Consider the following 23507-nt stretch of genomic DNA (forward strand, 5'->3'; position numbering starts at 1 on the left):
AACATGGCCATATTTCCGGGATTTAGCGACAAGGCGGAATTCAGGACACTGACAACCGCTGACGGCGTCACGATGCGTGTTGTTATCGAGGGCACAGGGCCGAACGTCGTTTTTGTTCCCGGCGGGGACCAGGTGGCCGACGCCTATTCCCAGCAATTCGCGCATCTTTCGGATCGCTTCCGCTGCATCTCCTACGATCCGCGCGGGGCAGGTGCAACAACAGCGCCTTCTCCGCCCTGGTCGATGGAGGACTATGCCCGCGATTGCGCGGCCGTCATTGATGCGTTCTGCGAGGGGCGTGCCGTGGTCACGGGTTTGTCGCTTGGTGGGTTGGTCACGCAGGCGACAGCCATCGACTTCCCGGAAAAGGTACAATTGGCCATCCCCATGGGCACCGCTGCTTATATCGACGGGTTCACCCGGGATTGGATGCAGGCCGAGATTGACCTGCGCAAACAGGGGATTGTCCTGCCGGACTACTTCCTTGCGCCACATTACGCCGCCTATGCCTTCCCCGGTAAGGCCCTCCACGACCCCGAGCTTTGGGCACAGATCAAGGAAAGCTACACCGAGCGCTTTCGCGAACGGGACCCGCAGGACACGATTGATCAGTGGCAGGCTTGCCTTGATTTCGATTGCCGCGACGCGCTCAAGACCTGTCCCGTTCCTTTCCATGTTATCGCATTCTCCGAGGACGTGCAGACCGCGCCGTCGATGTGCAAAGTGGTGTCGGATCTGGCGCCCAACGGCACGTTCCACGAAATCCCCGGCCTCGGGCATGTCTCTCTTGTGCGGCACAAACCCGCGGTAGTGGCGAGCAAGCTGCGCGATATCCTCATTCAGGCACTATCGACGGCCTGACATCTTATGCCACGAATTGCCACTGCCGGGTTTCAGCATGAAACCAACAGTTTCGGTACCGGACGTGCCGGGCTTGCCGAATTCGAGACGGCCGATAGCTGGCCCGCTCTTCTGACGGGATCAGAGGTTACATCAGGCACACGAGGCATGAACCTGCCTATCGCCGGATTCACTGCGGTGGCAGAGGCAGCAGGGGCGGAATTGTTCCCGATCCTGTGGTGTGCCGCAGAACCCTCCGGTCTTGTGACGGATGAGGCTTTCGATACTATCGCGCGGTGCATCATCTCGGGGCTGCGCCGTGCAGAACCCCTCGACGGGATATACCTCGACCTGCACGGTGCAATGATCACAGACAGCCACGACGACGGCGAGGGCGCGCTGCTGACCCGGATTCGCGAGGAAATCGGTCCGTCACTACCCATCGCTGTCAGCCTTGATATGCACGCGAATATTTCGGCGAAGATGGTCGAGTTGTCGGACGAGATCTGCATTTTCAAGACCTATCCGCATCTTGATATGGCTGAGGCGGGCGCGCGCTGCTGGGCCCGCCTGCAGCCCATGCTGCGGGGCGTGCGGCCCGCCAAATCCTTCCGACGCGGCCTGGAGCGGATACCGTTGCACGCCCAGGTCACCAGCGCCGAACCCGCACGCAGCCTGTACGACGCCTTGCCTGATCGCGCCGACACACATGTCGAAATGGCACTCGGGTTCACCGCCGCAGATACGTCAGATGCGGCGTCCTCGGTCATTGCCTATGCGCAAACGCAAGCGGAGTCAGACGCATTGGCCGACGCTGCGCTCGCCCGACTGTTTGCTGCGAAAGAGGTATTCGACACGAGATTGACAACGGCTGAGGAGGCAGTCGCCTGCGCGGTCGCCACGTCAACAGGCAAGCCCGTCGTACTCGCTGATGTACAGGACAACCCGGGCGCTGGGGCATCCTCGGACACCACCGGATTGCTGCGCGCCCTCATTGACGGCAAGGTGCAAACGGCGCTTTTGGGCTTGATGCATGACCCATATCTCGCGAAGCAGGCTCATGCGGCCGGGATCGGAGCGGTGATCGAGGGCGCGCTTGGGGGGCGATCGGGCATCCCAGAAGACCGGCCCTTTAACGGGCGCTTCCGGGTCACAGCACTGAGCGAAGGGTACGTTCCCTATACCGGGGCCATGTATGGAGGCGGCATCGCGACCCTCGGTGCGACCTGCGCGCTGCATGTCGAAGATGTGGCTGCCGATGTCACGGTTGTTGTCACCAGTATCCGGAACCAATGCCTCGACCTTGCCCAGTTCAAGCACCTGAATCTGAGCCCAGAACAGGCCCGAGTAATTGTGATCAAAAGCACCGCGCATTTTCGGGCCGACTTCGAGCCCATTGCCTCAAAGGTCATCAGCGTCTCATCGCCTGGCTTGTTCCCCTGCGAGCCTCCATTCAGTTTGACGAAACGAGGCTTCGGTGACGCAATCATCTGTGCGCCAGGGTAGGATGCTATTCTGCTTCGCAGCGACACAAACAGATCGAGCCAAATTGCGGCTGATGGCGGGGTGTAACGCAAAACCACCTGGGCCCAAGGCGGCTTAACAGGTTACTGCTCTCGAACTCTTTAGGTTTCAGACCGGTCTTGTCATAAGAACTTAAGTTGAGGAGGGCAGGGGGTTTTGTAACCTCCAGTAATGTCCAAACCTGCCCCCTTCAAAGACTTCAAGACCAGCCCGGAGATCAACGGCGGGTTAGATCTTTTGATGCGCATCGCCTGACGACATTCCCAAGTCAACTGTCAGAACAGTTGAAAAGATGTGCTTTTCTGGGTAACTTTTAGAAGCGAAAGCACGGGAAAGTGTTGGCTCAAAAATTTTGAAATGCCAAGTTCCCAGCATACTCAAAGCAGAATTTTGAAGTGCTTTTTTGTATTATTTTTTAAAGTGTTGGAGGGCAAAGATGATAGGCGAAACCGGCTCTGTATACCTTTCTGAAGACCCTGGCCCAAGTGGTGAATTGACGGGCGACGACACAAGCGTCGAGGACGTCAGCTCCGACCCGACGAGCCTTCCTGAACACGATGACAGCCCCGAAGCTTTGCAGGAACTTTTGGATGCCGAAGCCGAAGTAGATGTTTCGGTCGAGGTGGACTTGCCGAAGGTCAAATGGGGTGCTGATCCCTCGCAGCCCGATTTCGCGCATTCCCACACCTCGGCTTCAGCACGTCTCAACCCCGCATCTCAATTCGAATTCAGTTGGCGCGTTTTCGATCTCCTCGTCAAAGCCAATCTCTTTCGTCCGCGCGGAAAGAACGGGTTGATTGCGTTTGGATTGCGCGGAGGGAAACTTGTCGGTTCGGATATTCAGGAAAACGTCGATAGGGTGCAGATCGAAGATACGCGACCGGATCACAAGGGCTTTAATTGTACGCTCGGGATATTCGATTCCAACACGAAAAAGATGCGTGCCTATGCCGGATCGACCGTTCCAAACAAGAAGTGGATGCAGAATTACTACAAGCTCAAGAACGGGATAAGGCCGCATAAGAGCACACGAAGCAACCTGCTGCCCACGGGATGCTATATTTACCGCGTCAACGCCCATGGAGGCGGTCGGATCAAGCCTGCTTTGAGGATGACGGACCCCGACAATCTTACGGCGGACGCCATTTGCACTGTCCTCAGGACACATCACGATCTGACCTATTCACATGACGACTTCTGGGATCGGTCACAGCCCTATGACAACATCCATTGTGCCTATTCGAATTCCAGTTTTTCGTCGGCGGGCTGCCAGACCATCAAGGGACCGGACGGCAAGGGCGCATGGGGCGCGTTTCAGAAGGTGATCGGCGGTCTCGGATGGAATGCGCGCATCGACTATGTGTTACTGACCGGGCGCGAGGCGGCGATTGCGGCGGCCATCGTGGCGGTAGGCAAGGACAACGACCCGGCGCTGGTGCAGGCCGCACTTGGGCGGTTGCGCGTCGGGTCGGAGGGCGAGATTGTCACCGCCCTGCAAAAGAAACTGGGCTTCAACGGCAGTGCATATTTCGGCCCGTCCACCAAGAAGCGACTGGTCGAGGCCGAAGCGGCGCGGGAGCTTTCGACGGACGGCATCTATTCCCCCGCGGACGATCTGGCCACAGGCTGGGGCGTGTTTGCGGACGAGGCGGCACCCGCAGTTGATTTGGGAGGCGCAACCGGAGGCGGTGCCCCGTCGGCGGCCGCCTCAAACATTCAGCTGTCTGCAACGCCCGGTGGGACGGCTCAGTTGAAGGAAAACGCACAGACAAATGCGATCACTTTTGTCTCGGCCTCAGAGTCCGATGGCATGCAGATAGTCGCGAACGCCTCGCTGAGCCTTGGCGGTGCCGATGTGCCCCTGAAAATCACAGCCGAGATCGAAGGCATACCGGCGGGCTCGGTCGGTCTTGAGGTGACTGTTGCTGCCGTACCGTTGCCAGCGGCACCGAATACAGCCGGCACACCAGCGACACCGACTACTGCTGACACCCCCAAACTGACGGCGGATACATTTGACGCTTTCGCGCCGCGCGCGCGAGATGACTATCGCGACGCAATCCTGCAACAAGGCCATGCTATCCTTGGCGTTCATGGCATTGATGCGAATGCACGCCGCCTTGCGCATTTTCTGGCGCAGGTCAGCCACGAGTCTGGCGGCTTCTTCCACCGCATCGAGTCGCTGAACTACACCTCTGCGGCGCGCATCCATGCGATGTGGCCGCGCCGGTTTCCCAGCGTTCAGTCTGCCGAGCCTTTCGTCAGGAACGAACCTGGCCTTGCCGAGAAAGTCTATGGTGGGCGGATGGGCAACACCCAGCCGGGTGATGGTTTCAAATACCGTGGACGCGGGATGATCCAGCTGACGGGGCGTAAGAACTATCAGAACTACGCCGACCGGCTTGGTGTCGATCTTGTTGGCCAGCCCGATCTGGCCTTCGCTCCGGAAACCGCGCTGCGGATTGCTGCTGAGTATTGGGCACAGCGCAAGCTCAGGGGCGAGCGATCGATGAATGCGCTGGCCGACGATGACAAGCTGCGTGCCTTGACCTATCGGATCAACGGGGGTTTCACGAATTTTGAGCATCGCGAGGAGGAACTCGCCAAGGCCAAGTCGATCTGGGGTGACTCGGCAATGGTCGTGACCGATATCGTGGATCGAGGCGACTTCAGCGATGCGGTGCGTCATCTTCAGTTGTCGCTCGTCTCGCTTGGCCTGTTGCGCGGCACCGTGGATGGAAAGTTCGGGTTCAACACCTATAAGGCGCTTTTCAAGTTCAAATCCGAAGCCGGGCTGGATGGTGAGGGCTATGCTGACAAGGCGACGTTCCATGCGCTGAATAACCCGGACTTCACCGAGTCCATGTCGACCGAGGCTGCCGGGGACGCGCCGCTGATCGGCGATGATCCCGAACCGATCCGCAATGGTATCAGCCTTGGCGAAGAAGACATGATGGGGTGAGTAGGGCAAATGTTGGAACATACATATGACACGCTGGTGGCCGAGGTCCGCGAGGATCTGAACGGGATGGATTTTCCCGCAGAAGAGGTGGCGTTGGACCGGCTGGAAAAGCTCAGGGATTATCGCGAGCATGAACTGTTGGCGGAATTGGCCGAAAAATACCTCACCAACTGGCCGGCGGGCAACACGATGATCAAGTATTATGCCCAAGCGATGATCGAAAATGGTCACGCAATGGCAGCGAGCGGGTATATCCGATCGGTTCTGGATTCCGCCGAGCCGAATGAGGATGAAAGGATTGAACTGCTGGCCCTGTTGGGGCGGGCCGAGAAAGAGATGTTTCAAAAGGCGCTGTCGCGCGGCGCTACTGAATTAGCCCAAAAACATGCGCAGGCCTCGTTCGATTCCTATTGCGCGGCCCATGAAGTCCGGCCTGACACGGCCTTTTATCCGCTGATCAATGCCGCAGCATTGGCCGACATAACTCGCGCGACCAGTGTTCGGCTGGAAGGCGATCCCGATCCGATTGCGATTGCCCGACGGGTTTGTGATATCCTTGAGAGTGCGGACAACGAAGATGCCTGGGCTCATGCCACGCGGGCCGAGGCGAATATCGTCCTTGGGAATTGGGATGCGGTCGAAGAAAGCTTGAACACGTACCTTGGCGCAGGGCTGACCCCGTTTCAGCACAACGGCACGCTGCGGCAGTTCCGTGATCTGTGGCGGATCGAGACTCGCGGGCCGCGTGGGCAGGCGGTTCTGGCTATGCTTATGGCCAAGGGTTTGTGGGACAGCCGAAAAAGCACCTCGGAGGCGTCGACGACCATCGTCGTCACCGGCGGTGAATTGCCCGATTTGTCTGACGTCGAACCCGAAAAGGTTCTGGGTGAGGACGGTTTGCAGACTTACTGCTGGCTTCTGGACGGCGTAAAGCGGGCTGAAAGCGTGGCGGCTGTGCTGACCCGCGCGCAGCGGCGCGTAGGCACGGCTTTTGTCGTTGATGCTTACAAGCTGGGCCTTGCTGGTAAAGCTACTGGCCACGCCTGCCTGATGACCAACTATCACGTCCTGAACAGGGACGGTGAACACCGTGCCTTGACGCCGCGTTCGGGCGGCCAGGTGCGTTTTGAGGGTGCGCGCGACGAAGAAGACAAGCTGAAGCTTTACCTGATCAAGGAAATTCTGTTCCAGTCACCTTTGAAGGGTGGTCTCGATTGCTCGATTTTCACGATTGACGCAGATGCTGATCTGTTCGAACCGATCCCGATCGTAGATCATCCTGACGATTTTCCGGACCTGGATGAAGAGCCGAAGCCGCGTGTCTATATCATCGGCTATCCATCCGGTGGCGAGATGCAGTTTTCGCTTCAGGACAACCGTCTGCTTGATCACGAATGCCGCGTGAACGCGACGCCGACTGATCCGCAATGTCGCCGCGTTCACTATTTCGCACCCACCGAGCCCGGCAATTCAGGCAGTCCGGTTTTCGACGACATCTGGAATTGCATCGCGCTGCATCACGGCGGTCGAAAATACGACCCCGAAACAGGTGAGAAAGGCATGCAGAAGCTGAACAATCAGGATGGGCGTTATTCCGCAAATCAGGGGATCTGGATGGGCTCGATCGCAGAGGCCACGCGGGGCTCTACGTCGTAGCGCTCCGCACACCTGTCAGATGTCGATATCCATCACGAACTGACGGATACGATCCTGCAGACGATCGGCAATGATGGGGGCGACCTCGGAAAAGATCGGCTCGTTCACCGATATCTCGTTTTCCGTGTGGCGCAATTCGGCCCTGTTCGTATCCAGCTTGAAAAACAGCACCTGCTTGACCGACCGTTCTGCGGCCAGTTCGAAATTCACCAGGTTGATGCGGGGCGCACCATCGACCTTGTCGATATGGCTCATCTGGAATTGGTTTGCCTGGGCTCGCTGAGAGGCGCTGTCGAAGATCGTGAACCAGCGTGAATCGGCATCCATCTGGCTGAGCCCTTCCAGAACCTTGACGACAAGGGCAGATGTCGCAGCCGCCGGTCCAAGGGCGGCCGAAAGGATAGGGATGATCTCTTTGTGCACTTGCACCGAGGTGCCCTTGATGATCCGGTCGAGCCTGGCATCTTCTTCGGTCATCCAGCCAATTTGGGTCAGGACGTGCACATAGGTTTTGTACCAGGCAAAGGATGATGCTTCGGTCGCGCCGTCGATTTGCTTGTTCGCGGCTTGCTGGGCAAAAAGGAAACCATTGGCGATCTTTTCCCGCAGTTCGGGTTCGACGTTGTCGGCGAATGACGCAATCTGCGAGCCGACCGTGACCGCCAGTTCCGGCTTGTCGAAATTGGGCGGATCGCCGGCATCTTCGATATCGAGACCAAAATCCTCGATCTCTGGAAGGGCGGCGGATTTGGCGAATTCAATCGAGGTTTCTATATCCAGATGCATTTTGTGTTCCTCACCAATCAAGTCATTTTTGAAAGCAGTTTTTCGGTATCCAGGATGCCATTGCCGAAACCGGGATTGTGAATGGGCGAAAAGTTCTGTGTCGTGTGCTTGAGCTGCTGCTGAAGCTGCACAGCATTGGAGTGCCGTACGCCTGCCTGCGTCTGCGCCGAGAATACAAGCGCCAATGCGCCGGTGACATGCGGGGCGGCCATGCTGGTGCCGCTTTTTGAAACGGCGGCGTCGGTGCTATCGGCGGCCCTTGCCGCCACGATCATCTCACCGGGCGCGCAGAGTTCCGGCTTAGGGCGACCGTCCCGGGTCAGACCAAGCGACGACATCTCCAGAAGTTTCATCGGAAATTCGGAGTTGCAGGCACCAACCGTCACGACCGAGTTTGCCGTGCCCGGCACGCTCAGGGTCATTTTCCGGTCCGGGTGCAGGAACCGGATCGACCGCTGCCGGACCCGCTCGGCCCAGATTTGGACCATGCCGTTGCGGCTGAACATTTGTCGTCCAACCATCTCCAGCCGCCAGACGCCCGGCAGAATGCTCTGAGCCCGTTTTTCGATCGTGATGGCCAACCGGTTGTGCCCGTTGTCGCTATGACCTTCGGACAGAGAAAGGCGGAAGTGATTGCCGTTGTGTTCAAGGCTGCTGTCGGGGTGGCTAAAATCGACCGGTCCGATTTCATCGTTCAACGGGCTTATGAGCTTGAAGCTGATGTCGTCACCGGGCTCGAACCAGGCTTCCAGATAGTCACGGCGGCGCGCGTTGTCATCGGTTTGCCACTCGATATCAACGGCGGCGCCCAGGGCCGCCTGGGCCGATGCGTGGCCTGCGTGATTGCGCTCGTTTCCGGCGGATTTCACGATGACGATACCCGGATCACGCCCACCGCCGGTGACGCCGTCAAAGGCCGCTTCAAGCGTGGTTTGCCCGTCATGCGCACCGGCATTCATGCCGAGACTGACATTGATCGCGATTGGATGGGCGGCTTGGCTCACCGCTGTGCCGCCAAGTGAGGCACGTTTGAGAAAGGCAAGTGCGTCGACATGGCTGGCAGAGTAGCCGATGCTGTTCGGTTCGCTTGGGTTGTCGGGATCACTGGAATTATGGGCGGACACGACGAGGATTTTCGCTTCGGGCGCCATGCCGTCGCCAACATCAGCGAATTTGCGGCCCGCTGCGATGCTGGCAACATGGGTGCCGTGGCCGCTGAGTTCGTCGCGCAACCCGCGGGGCGGGGCGGTGCCGTGATCCTTGTGTTGTTGGCGGAAACCCTCAATGTCACCGGCCAGATAAAGCGTGCCGTAGTCCTGCGTGAAGGCTGCTGGATCAACGTCTTTTGGCGTGGGGCCGGTGTCATCGCGTTGCAGCCAGACACCAAGGATGCGCGAGTTTCCGTCGCTGTCGTTGAACGCCTCGTGCAGGATGTCGATGCCCGTATCGATCACGCCGACGATGGCTTCGCTCCCCTTTTCCGGCAAATCCGGTCGCGTGTGAATCGCCGTGCCCTTTACATGCGGCACCGAAACGCTCACGTCTTCGACGCCAGCCTCGCGACTGGCATCGACCGACAAGACCATCGGGTCGCTGGACATATTCTCAACGCCCCTGTGGGTGGCTGAGACCGAACCGATATTTCCCACGATCGAGCGAAGCGTCACACCATCAGGCGGCGACCACATCTGAGAGGCCAGACGCACAAGATAGGTGGCTTCGACCTCCTGGAAGGATTCGACTCCAAAATCCTCCACGGCGAAGTTCTCGTCCTCTGGATCGATGGGTTCCTCTGCAATCGTGGCTTCCAATGAGAATTGCGCGGAGCGGCGGGCAAGGAACGTCTCGTGCACGCCCTGAAGCGATATCTCCGTCGCCGCCCGCGCGTTCACCTCAGCAAGATAGGCATCGATCTTGTGTGCGCTGACTCCGGCAACAATCCCCTCGACGCTGGTTTCCAGAAGTTCTTCCTGGTCTATGGGGGCACTTTCGATCCCGAAATCATCTTCCTCCAGCGTTTGAGCTTCAATTTGTTCGCGCACAGCATTTATCTGATCTTGCATCTCGTGGAATTTGGTTTCGCTGAGTTGCGTGGTGTCCTCGTCTTCTCCGGCATCAACTGACTCGGCCATCAGGTCGAATTCTTCTGCCAAGGGATCATCAAGAGCGCTGTCCATACCTGTGAAATGCCTGCGAATGCCTGCATGCCGGTAGCCGGGCGGCACCCGTGTGACGATGTCGTTGCGGTTCACGAACCGCTGGAAATTTCGGCCAAATTGGGCGTTCACCAACTTGGCGGGACGGCGACCCAAAAGTCGCGGCTGGCCAAAAGTCATGAGGCCCGCAATCTCCCGATCCCGGTGCGTCAGGGCGGCGATCAGAGCCAGCGCACCTCCGAGGCTGTGACCGGTGAACCACAAGGCGCGACCCTGCGAGCTTTCGACCGCATTCGCAATGATCGGCGCAACCGCGTCGTAAGCGTCAAGAAATCCCGCGTGCAGCGACCCGTTGAAAGCATCGACCTGTCTTGGCAAAATTTGCAGGTTGCCCAGCCAATCGGCCGTGCTGTCAGTGCCTCGAAAGGCGATGACTGTCACTTGATCGTTGTTGAGGATGAGCCCTTGCGAGTCTTCCACGTCGAAAGGCTCCGCCGACATCGACCATTCGCCATTGGCAAGGTTCGCGGCATGATCGCCCGGCAGGTACGCGGCCTTGCAGGCCGAAACGAGGGCAAGGGCGGAACGCCATGAGAATTCAGAGTTGTCCAGAAGCCATTCTGGGCGGAAACGAAAACTAATCGGCATGTGATATCTCGCAAATTGTTATTTGAACAAAACCACTTGGGCATCATAAAAAGGTCGCACCGAATTTGCGCAGATACCCCGTGCGCGATATTTCGACCCCAAAACTGAAGAAACAAAAAACTGGTCGCTGAATGCCTGTAGCCTAGCAAACTTTGCCCTGCGAATGAAGTCTGTTGCGCATCGCGTGCCGATGGCCCCATGTAGAGCTTGGGAAGTTCGCAGTTCCAAGTGTATCCTAAAGCACTTTGATAACGTTGCGATTTGAAGGGGGTTCCCCGGCAAATTTGGCTGCGCATGCGGGCTTCGACCGGGAGCTGGTGACGCCGGACACGGACATCGCGTTCTTTGAATTGCGCGATAGCCTGGAGGATGGCGAAGATGTTTTCGCGCATCACTCTGCAATGGCGGGCCCGTTGCAACGCTTCGGTTTCACGCAAAAAATTAGACGCCGGTTGCCACCATACGCCGACGGGCAAAGCTAAGGTATCAGTGACAGGATTGGCGCGCATACCGCCCGGCTATCATGCTGGATTCACGCGGTGAATCCTGCGCGTGATTTGCGCAACAAGGGCACGGCTGCCGAAGCTGACAGCCACATCCCTTCGCTCACCACAAAAAAATCTTGATTGATAACATTATCTTGGCCAACATGTTCAGACATTATTTGACGCATTCCAAACTATGCCCGGCTCAAGTCGCTTTCTATTGGAAAGGTGCCGATGTGACATTTAGTAACCATGTTTTCATAAGCTATGCGCACAGCGACAACGATCCCAAGATCGGGTCCTGGGTGAGTTCTTTTCACGAACTTCTGGAAGCATATCTGGAATCCACACTCAAACGCACAAAGCCGGTTATCTGGCGCGACAAGAGATTGTCGGACAACGAAGTTTTTGACAAATCGATTACTGAAAACTTGGCTCAGAGCGCCGTGATGGTTGCGATTGTCACGGATAACTACGTTGAGTCGCCTTGGTGTCAGCGCGAAGCTCAAGAGTTTTGTGAGCATGCGGAAAAGACGATCGGTCTCGCGCCAAAAAACCTGCTTCGAGTGTTCAAAGTTATCAAACGTCCAACCGAGTCCGAAGCAACGCTGCCCAAGCCGATGCGGAACATCACTGGCACGCAGTTCTTCATCCGGATGAGCAACGAAGAGCGCGAGAGCGACGACGAGAATGATCGGGCCTTTGAACTGAACCCTGAATTCGGGGAACCGTTTGCTCAAAAACTCAAACTGAAGGTGAGCCGGCTTGCTCAGGATATCTCCATTGTTCTGAAAGAGCTTGAGCCTGCGAACGAAGCAGGCGCGCCAACGAGCCGCCCGGATGACGACAAACCGACGGTATACCTGGCGCAAACCGGCGAAGACCGCCTCGAAGATTATGCCACGCTCCGCAGCGAGCTATTGCAACGCGGCTACAGGGTTGTTCCCAATGGGGTGCTGCCTTCGACCGAAGCGGAATGCAGAGCAAAAGTCGAAGAGTTGATGGCCACGGCCAGTCTGTCCGTGCAGTTGATGGGAACCCGATCGGGCGCCCTGCCGGGAGGGGAAGGCGCGGATTCCATTTCGGTCATCCAGAATGAGTTTGCAGTGCAACGTGGCCGGGCCCTGCGCCGCGTCGTTTCGCTGCCCCGATGGATGGCAGATGCCGCCGTTGGTGAGCAGCACAAGGAATTCCTGACCGGCATGCTTTCGAACGCTGAGCTTCAAGGCGACTGCGATCTGATTGGCGCTGACCTTGAGGTTGTTAAAACCGCGATGCTTTCGGCCTTGTCTGATATCGAACGGGGCGTGCTGAAACCGGCTAAGGTGAGCGCGGTCAAATCGATATATGTCATATTCGATCGCGCTGATCTGGCAGCCAGCAAACCGCTGAGAACGGCGTTGGAAGAACACGTGACTGTCTTAAAATCGGCGTTCTCGGGAGAGCCAGATGCGGTCCGCGAAGCCAACATCCAAAATCTTGCGGCCTGTGACGGCGTGGTGATCTTTTACGGAAGCGGCAGTGACGGATGGAAGGCGGCTGTTGATGGGGACTTGCTGCGAGCCTTGGCGTTTCGCGAAGGGCGACCGTTCAAGATACAGGCGACATGGCTTGATGGCGAATTAACCGAAGACAAAGAGGACCTTCTGGGGGGGCCTAATGTGATTGAGTCCGGGAGTGAATTCGACCCCCGCATGATTATGCCAATCATAGAAGCCCTGAACGAGCCGGATGATGGCTAGGCTACAGAACCGTCGAAATCGCAATCCGTTTCCGGGATTGCGACCGTTTCGCCCGGACGAAGAACACCTGTTCTTTGGACGGGAGCGGCAGGTTGACCGGATGGTGGCCAAATTATCGGTACACCGGTTTCTGGCCGTTGTCGGCGGATCGGGCAGCGGCAAGTCATCGCTGGTGAATTGTGGATTACAGCCCGCACTGCATCGGGGCTACATGGCCAATGCGGGGGCCAAATGGCGCATGGCGACGTTCCGCCCGGGCAGCGACCCAATAGGTGCCTTGGCAAGGTCCCTAGCCAAGCCGGGGGTTCTTTTTGATCGCCCCAGGAAGGGCATGCTGACGACACGGGATCTGATCGAAACAACATTGCGATTGGGCAGCCTCGGTCTTGTGCAAATGGTGGAGCGGGCGGACCTTCCCGAGGGAACGCAACTGCTTATCATAGCCGATCAGTTTGAAGAGCTTTTTCGCTACAACGCAGATCAGGATCGTGCTGGCGATCCCGAAAACGATCTGGATCACCTTTCTTTTGTGCGGCTCCTGCTGGAAGCGGCCGCTCAGACCGCTGTGCCAATCTACGTTGTGCTTACGATGCGTTCCGATTTTCTGGGAGATTGTGTTCAGTTTTCCGGCCTCCCAGAAGCGATCAATGAAGGGCAATATCTGGTTCCGAGATTGTCGCGAGATCAGATTCGCGCAGCGATCACAGGACCGGCGCATGTCGGGGGTGGGGTGATTGACCCTGTTCTCGTCACGCGGCTGCTTAACGATGTCGGGGACAATCCGGACCAGCTGTCAATTCTTCAGCATGCCATGAACCGTACCTGGGCTCATTGGAAAAACGAGCGTCACGCCGAGGGCAAGCTGATGCTCGAAGACTATCTGGCGATTGGTACGATGAAACGCGCGCTGAATGAGCACGCTGAAAAAGCCTATCACGAGTTGGATCGTCCTGCGCAAAAACTCTGCGAAAAGGTTTTTAAGACTCTGACGGATGTCGGTACGGATGCGCGCGGTATTCGGCGCATGACACGATTAGATCGCTTGTCCGCCGTTACCGGGGCGTCGATCGAACAGTTGGGCGAAGTGTTTGCGGTCTTTCGAAAGCCAAGCCGATCCTTTTTGATGCCGCCTGAAGGAGAGACACTTGCTCCGGACTCCGACATCGATATATCGCACGAGAGCCTGATGCGATTGTGGAAGCGGCTTCGAAACTGGGCGCAGGAAGAGGCGCACTCGGCCAAGACCTTTCAGGATCTTCGCGAGCGGTCAGAACAATTTGCAGCCGAGGAAGCGGGCCATTTGCGTGAACCTGAACTCGGGTTCGCGTTGCGATGGCGCGATCGCGTTGAACCAACGCCTGCATGGGCCGATCTGTATGGCGGTGGTTTTGCCGCCGCGATGGATTATCTCGATGACAGTTACGCCGTGGAATGTCACCAACTGGCGAAGCGAAAGGGGCGAAAGAGGCGCAACCGGCTGTTGATCATCGGAGCCCTGATCGCTTCGCTTCCCGCCGCCGCCGTCGGGATTGTGACCCAATTTGTTGCTGCCCAAGAGCAATATCAGGCCTCCACGGCCTTGCAGGAAGATCTGCACTATCTGACCGAATACTGCTCCGGCCAGTCGAGCTACTTGCCTGCCCGAGTGGAGAGGGACACTTATCTAAGCGACAAGCCGGGCTCGAACCCGATGAAGGCCATTCGGGAACAATGCGATGGCGATCCAGAGACGCAACCTTTTGCACCGTTTCTGAAGTTTGTGCAGGACGGCGCGATATCCGAGGCGAGCCACTTGTTGAAAGTGATGAGTGCGGAACAAGCCATTCCTGCGCGCCAGGTTCTGGAACTGTTGGCTGACATGCAGTTTTCGGGGATTGAAGCGGAGCGGGTTTGCCTGAATGTCCTTTTCGAAAGCCTCCTTGACCGCAACAAGGCCGAAGCTGAGACATCGGACAAAAAGAATCGACAGGACTGGGAACGCTGCGACTACGCGCCGCGAGACTATGTGCACCCTGTTCACCGGTCCATTCACGCGCATTTTGCAGAAGTTGAACTGGCATTGGTGACGGGCGGCGAATGGTATTATCTGAAAGGATTTTCGAGCTCTATTCCCACCAAGCGCAGGGTGGAAACGCATACGCCTCATTTGCCGGAATGGTTCTGGGACAGAGAACGGGATCATTCGCGGATCTCGGATGAGGACGACGACACCGTATGGTTTTATCGCAGGATGGAGGTGGCCTCGCGGAAAGTGTCATTGTTCCAAAAGTTGCGCGAGCCGGTTGAACCCTACATCGGTGTGGTCCTGATGCTATTTGCCTGGCCCATTTGGTGGTTTTGGCGACGCAGACAGGACAGGCAGGATATCCCTTCGAGCGTGCAGGTGAGTACGATCCGGCGCTCTCTGGCCACCATATTTGACATCGGCATCGCGGGGGCGGTCGGACTGGTGGTCGGAGGTACGGTTTTTGCGACCCCCACGCTTTTTGGCGGCGAGTTGGTACTGGCCAACACGGCATTCCCGGTCTTTGTCGGGAGTATAGCTGCATATCTGTATTTTGTGTTCTGTGATGCCATTCTGGTTCGCTACCGCCGATCTCTCGGGAAAGCGGCATTTGATTTGCGCCCGGTTTACATGGTCGGGAAAAACCGCGGTGATATCGGGCTATTGGCATCTGCGCGGCGCAATACCGTCAAGCTGGTTGCGCTGTGTGTGAGCGCGGTGCTCTTCGTAACTCTGGTTGGAATTTTGAACGTTGACTTCAACGTCGGCATGGGACCGAGCCTAATGGTCTTTATCTATTTTGCCTGCCTGATCGGTGTTGTGAGGATGTCAGTCGGACTTCACCGATGGCGTAACAACATGGAAGAGGACGAACTCCTGCAAACGATCCCGAGGCGACGGGTCATCGGCAAGCGACTTATCTGGATTTCGCCTGCGGTCATTTTGGTTCTTTCGCTGCTAAGCGGGCTGATAACCCCTGTCCTTATTCTGATATTATTGGTACTGCTTTTTGTCGCTTGGCTAATCATAACTTGGCCCTTCATACTGACTTTGGTGAGAGGCCGGGACATGCTGCCGACAACGGTAATCGATGCCGACAGCCAAGAATCGCTCTTGATTGACGCCCCGGAGAGATACCGGGAATCACACATGCCGAAGGCGCGTGTCGATAGAGGATCAGTGGCGGCTGTCTCTGTCTGAGCAAAGCGAATGGCGCAGCACTGCTTTTTGTCTAGAGCGCGAATGCTTTTGAGCTTGATGCCTGCTGCCCGAATACTGGACTAACCGACAATCGCAACCACCCCGGCGCATCAGGTCAGGCGATAGAACCTCGCGGCTGTCCCGCCAAAGATATTTGCACGATCCGCGTCACTCAGATGGCGGGTCAGTGCCTGCGCCGTGTCATGCCAGCTTTTGTAGTCAGATGTCAGCTTGCATACCGGCCAATCGCTACCGAACATGACGCGATCTGCGCCAAAGGTATCGAGCACGTGCGATGCGAAGGGACGCAGCTTCTCGATCGTCCAATCCGCATCCGCCTCGGTCACCAGACCCGAGAGCTTGCAGAACCCGGATGTTTGCTCGGCAAGGCGAGACATGCCCTCCGCCCAGCCCGCAAAGGCGTCTTGTCCTGCGCGGTGGTCGCGAATTTGTGGTTTCATGCAGTGATCATAGACGACGCGCAGACCGGGGTAGCGCGTCATGAGTGTCAGGAAATTCAGCAGATGTCTGGGAAAGCCCAGGGCATCAAATGTCAGGTCCAGATCCATCAGGACGCGAAACGCCCATTGAATGTCGTCGCGCAGCATCCAGTTTACGTCGGCAATGTCCTGAATCATCGGCCGCACACCAAGAAACTTCGGATGTGCGGCCAAACGGCTCAAATGCTGGTAATGATCTTGGTTCTCAAAATCCACCCAGCCGACAACGCCCTTCACGAATGGCGTCGCATCGGCGAGGCCCAGCATGTATTCGGTCTCTTCCAGGCTGGCGGCCGCCTGCACCAGCACCGTCCCTTCGATGCCATGCGCGTTAAGGTGCGGGGCCAGGTCAGACGGCGCATACGCGCGGTTCAGCGTCAGATTGTCCTTGGGCATCCAGTCATAGTCGCCACGCAGGGGTTGCCAGAAATGTTGATGCGCATCGAGCTTCACGTCGGTGCATCCTCTCGCATCAGGCCCTTTGTCTTCAGATCTGCCCAGAATGCGTCTGGTATCTCGGCCTGTGCGGCTTGCAGATTGTCGGCCGTTTCGCTGGCGCGTTGTCCGCCGGGGATGACCGCCACATGCGCCGGATGGAGCAGCGGAAACTGGAACGCCGCATCGACCAGCCGGACGCCATGATCGCGGCATACGTCTTCGATCGCGGACACACGATCCAGAATCTCCTTCGGGGCCGCATCATAGTTGTAGTAAGCGCCGGGCTTGGCACCGGTCGCCAATATGCCAGAGTTATAAGGCCCGCCCGTCACGATCCCGATGCCGCGCGCTTCGCAGAGCGGCAGGAAACTGTCCAGCGCATCCTGTTCCAGCAACGTATATCGACCGGCCAGCAGAAACAGGTCGAAATCGCCGCGCTCTGCCAGTGTCTGGCAGACCTCCCATTCATTGACGCCGCCGCCGATTGCCTTGATCAGCCCCTGATCCCGCAGCGATATCATGGCGTCATATCCGCGCGCGCCAAAGAACTCCTCGATCCGGGTATCGGAGGCCTCTTTGGAGCCATGCGAAAAGATACACAGATCGTGCACATAGAGGATGTCGATCTGATCGACGCCAAGCCGCGCGAATGAATGCTCGAATGAGCGCATGACGCCGTCATAGCTATAGTCGTAATGCTCGCGTCGCAGCGGGACGTCGAACCATTTGCCAATACCGGCGCGGTGTTCTGGCGCGCAGTGCTGGATCAGCCGACCCACCTTGGAAGAGAGCACATAGTCCGACCGGGGTTTGCCGCGCAGAAATGGGTTCAGCCGGGTTTCCGCAAGTCCCAGACCATAAAGCGGCGCGGTATCGTAATAACGCACCCCTCCGTCCCAGGCCGCGTCCAGGGTGGCACGGGCTTCCTCCTCCGAGATCGCCTTATAGAGATTTCCCAGCGGTGCCGTGCCAAAGCCCAATTCCGTGAACGTCAGACCACCATTGCCCAGCCGGTCCCAGTGCCGTGTCTTCAAAGCCATCGAGCTCTCCTTCTCCGATGTCGCAAACTAACCCAATTTCTCTTTACGTAAACAGACCCATGGACTTAGTCTTGCGAGGGAGGGCGGCATGACACCAAATTTTGAACGCGTATTCGGCAAGACCAAACCAGTGATCGGTATGGTCCATATCGGGGCTTTGCCGGGAACGCCGCTCTTTGATCCGTCCTTTGATCTGCTTGCGGCGGCGCGCGCCGATCTTGTTGCGCTGCAGCAGGCCGGGTTTGACGCGGTGATGTTTGGCAATGAAAATGACCGGCCCTACGAGTTTCAGGTGGATACCGCCTCGACCGCGACGATGGCCGCCATCATCGGTCAGCTCAAACCCGAAATCCGAGTCCCGTTCGGTGTGAACGTTCTTTGGGACCCGATGTCGAGCGTGGCTCTGGGGGCGGCCACCGGGGCCGCGTTTGTGCGCGAGATTTTCACCGGAACCTATGCGTCAGATATGGGGTCATGGACGCCGGATGCCGGTAGGGCGATGCGCTATCGTGACAGGCTGAACCGGCCCGATATGGCGATGCTCTACAATATCTCGGCTGAATTCGCACATTCCCTTGATCAGCGGTCTTTGCCGGATCGGGCGCGCAGTGCGGTGTTCTCCTCCATCCCAGACGCGGTTCTGGTCTCTGGCCAGATCACCGGAGAGGCCGCCGCAATGTCCGACCTTGAGGCGGTCAAGGCGGTGCTGCCGGATATCGCCGTGATGGCCAATACCGGGGTCAAACACGAGACGGTTGCAGAAGTGCTTGCCGTTGCGGATGGCTGTATCGTGGGGTCTTCGCTGAAGGTGGATGGCAACACCTGGAACCCGGTCGATCCTGATCGAGCCAGCGATTTCATGGCGCGTGCGCGAAAGGCCCGCGCATGAAAGACCGGATCAAGCGCGATCTTCTGGATCTGATGGTGATACCGGGCCTGTCGGGGCACGAAGATCGCGTGCGGCGGGCGATCCGACGGCGTCTGGATGAGATCGGCGTTGCGAGCACCTCGGATCGGCTTGGCAATCTGGTTGCGCATTTTCCGGGCGAGGGTCCCGGCGTGATGCTGTTTACGCATATGGATCAGCTGGGCTTTGTCGTGCGCCGGATCGAGGCGGATGGGAGCATCAGGCTCGAACGGCTCGGCGGCGTTCCCGAGCGCGCGCTGGCGGCGCAGGAGGTTTTGCTTTGCGTCGGAGAGGGGCGCGATGTTGCGGGCATCATCGCCAACAAAAGCCACCATGCGACGGCGCCGGATGAGAAATACAAGGTTCTGCCCTACGCTGAGCTCTATGTTGACGCCGGGTTCGGGTCCTCCACCGAGGTGGTTGCCGCAGGCATCGATATCGGCACGCCCGTTGTCTACGCGCCGCATGCGCTGTCGCTGGCCAATGACCGGATCGCGGGCACCAGTATCGACGACCGCGCGGGCTGCGCCGTTCTGCTGGAAATCGCGCGGCGTCTGGCGGCGCGCAAGAGCGGGCCGCCCGTGCATTTGACCTTCACGGTGCAGGAGGAATTCAATCTGCGCGGCGCGCAGCCGCTGGCGCAGCAATTGCAGCCCGACATTGCCATACAGATCGACCTGATGCTTGCAACCGACACGCCCGACATGGCCGCGCGCGGGGACATGGCGCTTGGTCAGGGGCCGGGGATGAGCCTCTATTCCTTTCACGGGCGGGGGACGTTGAACGGGGTTATTCCGCATCCGGCGCTGACCGATCTGTTCGAACGAATGGCGCAGGCAAACGGCATTCCGCTGCAACGCAGCGCTCAGACCGGCATCTTGACCGACCTGTCTTATGTGCAACTGGTTGGCGCTGGCGTGGCCGCGATCGATCTGGGCTTTCCCATGCGCTACTCGCATTCCGCCAGAGAGGTTTGTGATCTGGGTGATCTGGTTGCCCTGGCCGATCTGTTGGAGGCTGGCCTCGCCGGCATCGGGCCTAATTTCTCGCTTGATCGGGATGCCTATACCTGATGGCGTACACGCTGGGCATTGATATCGGCACCTATGAAACCAAGGGCGTTCTTGTCGACACTGATGGTGTGATCCACGCCCAGGCCGCCCGCGCGCATAAAATGCTGGTGCCCGAACCCGGCTGGGCAGAACACCGGCCAGAGGAAGACTGGTGGGGTGATTTCATCCATGTCAGCCAGACGCTCCTGCGCGAAAGCGGTATCGACGCGCGCGAGATCAAGGCAGTGGCCTGCAGCGCAATCGGGCCCTGCATGTTGCCGGTCGATGATTCAGGCGCGCCTCTGATGAACGGGGTTCTTTATGGAGTGGACACGCGCGCAGAAGCCGAAGTGCGCGAGTTGACCGAACGGATCGGAGAAGACAGGATCATCGCCCGCTGCGGCAACGCCCTGACCTCGCAATCGGTTGGCCCCAAGATCCTCTGGCTCAGGCGGCAGCGACCGGAGATTTTCGCACGGACCGCCCATATCCTGACCTCGACCAGCTTTCTGGTGCAGCGCCTGACGGGCGAGGTGGTGATCGATCACTATACCGCCGCGAATTTTTCACCGCTTTATGATGTGGCACAACAGGATTGGGTTGACGATCTGGCGGATGACATCATTGGGCTCGACAGATTGCCGCGTCTGATGTGGTCAAACGAGATTGCGGGCCACATCACCAGATCTGCTGCCGAGCAGACAGGGCTGGCAGAGGGCACGCCGGTAACGGTAGGCACGATCGACGCGGCCGCAGAGGCGTTTTCCGTTGGCGTCGATCAGCCGGGCGACATGATGATGATGTATGGCTCGACCATCTTCATCATTCTGCGCGCCGCCAGACAGGTCTCGGACCCGCGAATCTGGTATGCGCCCTGGCTGTTTGCGGGTGAGCATGCCTCAATGGCGGGACTTGCCACATCGGGCACGCTGACCCATTGGTTCCGCGATCAGTTCGCACGCGACTTGGCCGTGGACGAGGCGTTTTCCAACCTGGCCCAAGAAGCGGCCACCTCACCTCCGGGGGCGGAAGGATTGCTGATCTTGCCTTATTTCTCGGGTGAGCGCACGCCTATCCATGACGTGCACGCCAAGGGCACGGTGTTTGGGTTGAACCTGACCCATACCCGTGGCGATATCTACCGCGCGCTGATCGAAGGCATCGCGCATGGCACGCGGCATGTCACCGACACATTCGCCGAGCTTGGTCAGTCGCCCAAACGTCTGCTTGCTGTTGGCGGCGGGACAAAAAACGCGCTCTGGCTGCAGGCGACCTCGGACATTACCGGCATAGATCAGGTGGTTTGCGAAAAATCGACCGGCGCCAGCTATGGCGACGCGTTTCTGGCCGCTCTTGCGGTAGGCTTGGTCAAGCGCGGTGATATCGCTGTCTGGAACCCGCCGGTGAAAGAAATCAAGGCACAGCCCAATGTAGCCTACGACAAGGCCTATGGCTTGTTCCGCAGGCTCTATGAGCAGACCAAGGATATAGCGGCAGAGCTTGACGCGCCCTGAGGGCCGGACGAGGGGTCTACTTCACCGCACCGGCGGCCATGCCTTTGACGATGTATTTCTCCAGAAAGATCGCCACGATGATCAACGGCAGGATCGCGGCTGAGGACAGGGCGGCCATCGACCACCAGTTGATCCCTTGTGATCCGGTTTGCGAGGCGACCATGACGGGCAAGGTCGTCGCATTGGTTGCGGTCAGAAGCGCGGCAAAGAAATACTCGTTCCAGCACAGGACCAGCGATAGGATAAAGGCCGCCACCATGCCGGGCAGCGCGATGGGCAGCACGATCTGCAGAAACGCGCCCCAGATCCCCAGCCCGTCGACCAGCGCGGCCTCTTCCAGCTCAACCGGAATGCCCTGAAACTGGTCGCGCATGATCCAGATGACAATCGGCAGAACCATCAGCGTATAGAGCAGAATAAGCCCGATCCTGCTGTCGAGCAGAGCAAGCGATTTGTAGAGCACCAGAAAGGGCAGGGCGAGGACAACCGGCGGCAGGATCATCTGGCTGAGAAAGAAGAACGAGATGTCTGAGTTTCTCATGAAGCCGAAGCGATAGTTGAACCGCGACAGCCCGTATGCGGCAAGCGAGCCCAGCACCACGGCCAGAGTCGAGGCCGAGATCGCGACGACAGCGCTGTTCCAGAACCGTTTCAGGAACTCCTCGCGCACGGTGGACACCTCGCCGATCAATCGAGGTGAAATGCCAATGGATTCCCAGCCTTTCCACCTTGGTGTGAAATCCCACCAGGGAACGATATTGCCCTTCATCACATCAGGCGCGAGCTTGAACGAGGTTGTGATCGTCCAGTAGATCGGAAACAGGCAGATCACGGTCCAGACCAGCAAGGCGCCATAGATCGCCACGCGGCTGGCCCACCATTTGGCTTTCACCCGCCGATCCGCGTCGTGATCCTTGAAAATCGCGTCGCTCATGCGGGCCGCTCCATCCATCGGCTGACAAGTTTCAGCAGCGCGGTGACGAAAATCACGATCAGGACTAGATAGATGATCGCCAGCAGCGTGCCGTAGCCGACATTGGAGCGGTCGCGGTATTCGCGGAATATGAAGCTTGTCACGCTGTCCGTGGCCCCGCCCGGACCGCCGGAGGTGACATTGATGATGATGTCGGCCAGTTTCAGCTTGAAGATGATGCGGATCACAATTGCGGTCACCGAGACCGGCAGCATCAGGGGAAAGATGACCTCCTTGAAGCTTTGCCAGCCGGTCGCGCCATCAACCTTGGACGCTTCGATGACCTCTTTGGGCAGGGCCTGCAGCCCGGCGAGCAGCATGATCATCATGAAGGGAATGAAGGTCCAGGCATCCATCGCCATGATCATGAAACGCGCAATCTCGGGATTGCTGAAAAAGCTGGGCTCGCCGCCCAGTTCTCGGATGATCCGCGAGATCGGGCCAAAGCGCACCTCCAGCATGGATTTGCCGATCATCCAGGACACGGCCACGGGGCTGAGCATCAGGGGCAGCAGGAAGACGACGCGAAAGAACTTGCGCGCACGGATCTGGGCGTTCAACAGCAAGGCAAGGCCAAAGGCGATGACATATTCAACGCTGACCGCGAGCACGTAATAGACCATGTTCTTCAGCGCGTTCCAGTAGAACCCGTCATTCCACATCTGAGCCATGTTGTCCCAGCCATTTGGCTGAGGACCGGTGGGCGAGGCCAGATTCCAATCCGTGAAAGAAATATAGAGCGCAAAGAGCAGCGGGAAGACGACAAGGCTGATCACAAACAGCGCGGCTGGCAGCACAAACAAGGTGCGTTTGCCTTTCTCGCCGTTGACGATGACTTGTGCCACGCAGAGCGACGTGGCCCAGAGCATGTAGGCATAAAGAACCGGTCGCCAGGTCTCAAACCCTGCGGAGACGCGCCCGGCTTCGTGCAGGGCCTGCAAGAGCGCCAGCATCAGGAACAGCGCGGCGGTGCCCCAGACCAGAAGTTTACCCAGACGCTTCCGGCTGTCCGAGATATTTTCGGCCGTAACGGTATGAAGAAGGTCGCCGTCTGACGTCATGCGAAAACTCTGGCATCG

Annotated in this window: 15 protein-coding genes; 9 read left to right on the forward strand and 6 right to left on the reverse strand. The window is 58.2% G+C overall.

Going from position 1 to position 23507, the window contains the following annotated elements; genetic code table 11:
• Window positions 1-3 precede the first annotated feature (3 nt).
• The 4 genes from Q5Y75_RS00540 (at window position 4) to Q5Y75_RS00555 (ending at window position 6982) form a co-directional block, all read left to right on the forward strand.
• Entirely contained in the window at window positions 4-861 is an 858-nt protein-coding gene (locus Q5Y75_RS00540; RefSeq protein WP_306193399.1) for an alpha/beta fold hydrolase, read from the forward strand.
• A 6-nt stretch (window positions 862-867) separates the two neighbouring features.
• On the forward strand, window positions 868-2346 hold the full coding sequence (locus tag Q5Y75_RS00545; protein ID WP_306193400.1) for a M81 family metallopeptidase: 1479 nt from the start codon (window positions 868-870) through the stop codon (window positions 2344-2346).
• 454 nt (window positions 2347-2800) lie between these two features.
• Window positions 2801-5326 carry a peptidoglycan-binding protein gene (locus tag Q5Y75_RS00550; protein ID WP_306193401.1) on the forward strand — a complete coding sequence of 842 codons (2526 nt, stop codon included), beginning with the start codon at window positions 2801-2803 and terminating at the stop codon, window positions 5324-5326.
• Between the two features lie 9 nt (window positions 5327-5335).
• On the forward strand, window positions 5336-6982 hold the full coding sequence (locus Q5Y75_RS00555; RefSeq protein ID WP_306193402.1) for a S1 family peptidase: 1647 nt from the start codon (window positions 5336-5338) through the stop codon (window positions 6980-6982).
• Between the two features lie 15 nt (window positions 6983-6997).
• Here Q5Y75_RS00555 and Q5Y75_RS00560 read toward each other — a convergent pair whose 3' ends face one another.
• Window positions 6998-7768, reverse strand: coding sequence for a hypothetical protein (locus tag Q5Y75_RS00560; RefSeq protein ID WP_306193403.1), 771 nt, complete (start codon window positions 7766-7768; stop codon window positions 6998-7000).
• 17 nt (window positions 7769-7785) lie between these two features.
• Complete coding sequence (locus tag Q5Y75_RS00565; RefSeq protein ID WP_306193405.1) at window positions 7786-10572, reverse strand: S8 family serine peptidase; 2787 nt, start codon at window positions 10570-10572, stop codon at window positions 7786-7788.
• A gap of 622 nt (window positions 10573-11194) precedes the next feature.
• Here Q5Y75_RS00565 and Q5Y75_RS00570 point away from each other — a divergent pair.
• Both Q5Y75_RS00570 and Q5Y75_RS00575 read left to right on the forward strand, forming a co-directional pair.
• Window positions 11195-12799 (forward strand): toll/interleukin-1 receptor domain-containing protein, encoded by a 1605-nt coding sequence (locus Q5Y75_RS00570; RefSeq protein WP_306193406.1) that lies wholly within the window; start codon window positions 11195-11197, stop codon window positions 12797-12799.
• On the forward strand, window positions 12792-16004 hold the full coding sequence (locus Q5Y75_RS00575) for an nSTAND1 domain-containing NTPase (protein ID WP_306193407.1): 3213 nt from the start codon (window positions 12792-12794) through the stop codon (window positions 16002-16004). Before Q5Y75_RS00570 ends, Q5Y75_RS00575 begins: the two co-directional genes overlap by 8 nt.
• A 110-nt stretch (window positions 16005-16114) precedes the next feature.
• Here Q5Y75_RS00575 and Q5Y75_RS00580 read toward each other — a convergent pair whose 3' ends face one another.
• Together Q5Y75_RS00580 and Q5Y75_RS00585 are read right to left on the reverse strand one after the other, a co-directional pair.
• Window positions 16115-16957 (reverse strand): amidohydrolase family protein, encoded by an 843-nt coding sequence (locus tag Q5Y75_RS00580; RefSeq protein ID WP_306193409.1) that lies wholly within the window; start codon window positions 16955-16957, stop codon window positions 16115-16117.
• A complete protein-coding gene (locus Q5Y75_RS00585) occupies window positions 16954-17982 on the reverse strand; it encodes an aldo/keto reductase (protein WP_306193411.1) in 1029 nt (342 codons plus the stop codon). The genes Q5Y75_RS00580 and Q5Y75_RS00585 overlap by 4 nt, the downstream gene beginning before the upstream one ends.
• 88 nt (window positions 17983-18070) lie before the next feature.
• Between Q5Y75_RS00585 and Q5Y75_RS00590 the strand changes: the two genes are divergently transcribed.
• The 3 genes from Q5Y75_RS00590 to Q5Y75_RS00600 are packed head-to-tail and all read left to right on the forward strand — an operon-like array spanning window position 18071 to window position 21455.
• Window positions 18071-18871, forward strand: coding sequence for a BtpA/SgcQ family protein (locus tag Q5Y75_RS00590; RefSeq protein WP_306193413.1), 801 nt, complete (start codon window positions 18071-18073; stop codon window positions 18869-18871).
• Window positions 18868-19962: a M42 family metallopeptidase gene (locus tag Q5Y75_RS00595; RefSeq protein ID WP_306193414.1), complete on the forward strand. Its 1095-nt coding sequence runs from the start codon at window positions 18868-18870 to the stop codon at window positions 19960-19962. Before Q5Y75_RS00590 ends, Q5Y75_RS00595 begins: the two co-directional genes overlap by 4 nt.
• The gene (locus tag Q5Y75_RS00600; protein ID WP_306193415.1) at window positions 19962-21455 is read left to right on the forward strand and encodes an FGGY-family carbohydrate kinase; all 1494 of its coding nucleotides are present in this window, start codon (window positions 19962-19964) and stop codon (window positions 21453-21455) included. Before Q5Y75_RS00595 ends, Q5Y75_RS00600 begins: the two co-directional genes overlap by 1 nt.
• A 16-nt stretch (window positions 21456-21471) precedes the next feature.
• Here Q5Y75_RS00600 and Q5Y75_RS00605 read toward each other — a convergent pair whose 3' ends face one another.
• Window positions 21472-22389 (reverse strand): carbohydrate ABC transporter permease, encoded by a 918-nt coding sequence (locus Q5Y75_RS00605; RefSeq protein ID WP_306193417.1) that lies wholly within the window; start codon window positions 22387-22389, stop codon window positions 21472-21474.
• Window positions 22386-23489, reverse strand: coding sequence for a carbohydrate ABC transporter permease (locus Q5Y75_RS00610; RefSeq protein ID WP_306193419.1), 1104 nt, complete (start codon window positions 23487-23489; stop codon window positions 22386-22388). Before Q5Y75_RS00610 ends, Q5Y75_RS00605 begins: the two co-directional genes overlap by 4 nt.
• Window positions 23490-23507 lie beyond the last annotated feature (18 nt).

The organism is Ruegeria discodermiae (genome assembly GCF_030758345.1).
Classification (GTDB): domain Bacteria; phylum Pseudomonadota; class Alphaproteobacteria; order Rhodobacterales; family Rhodobacteraceae; genus Ruegeria_C.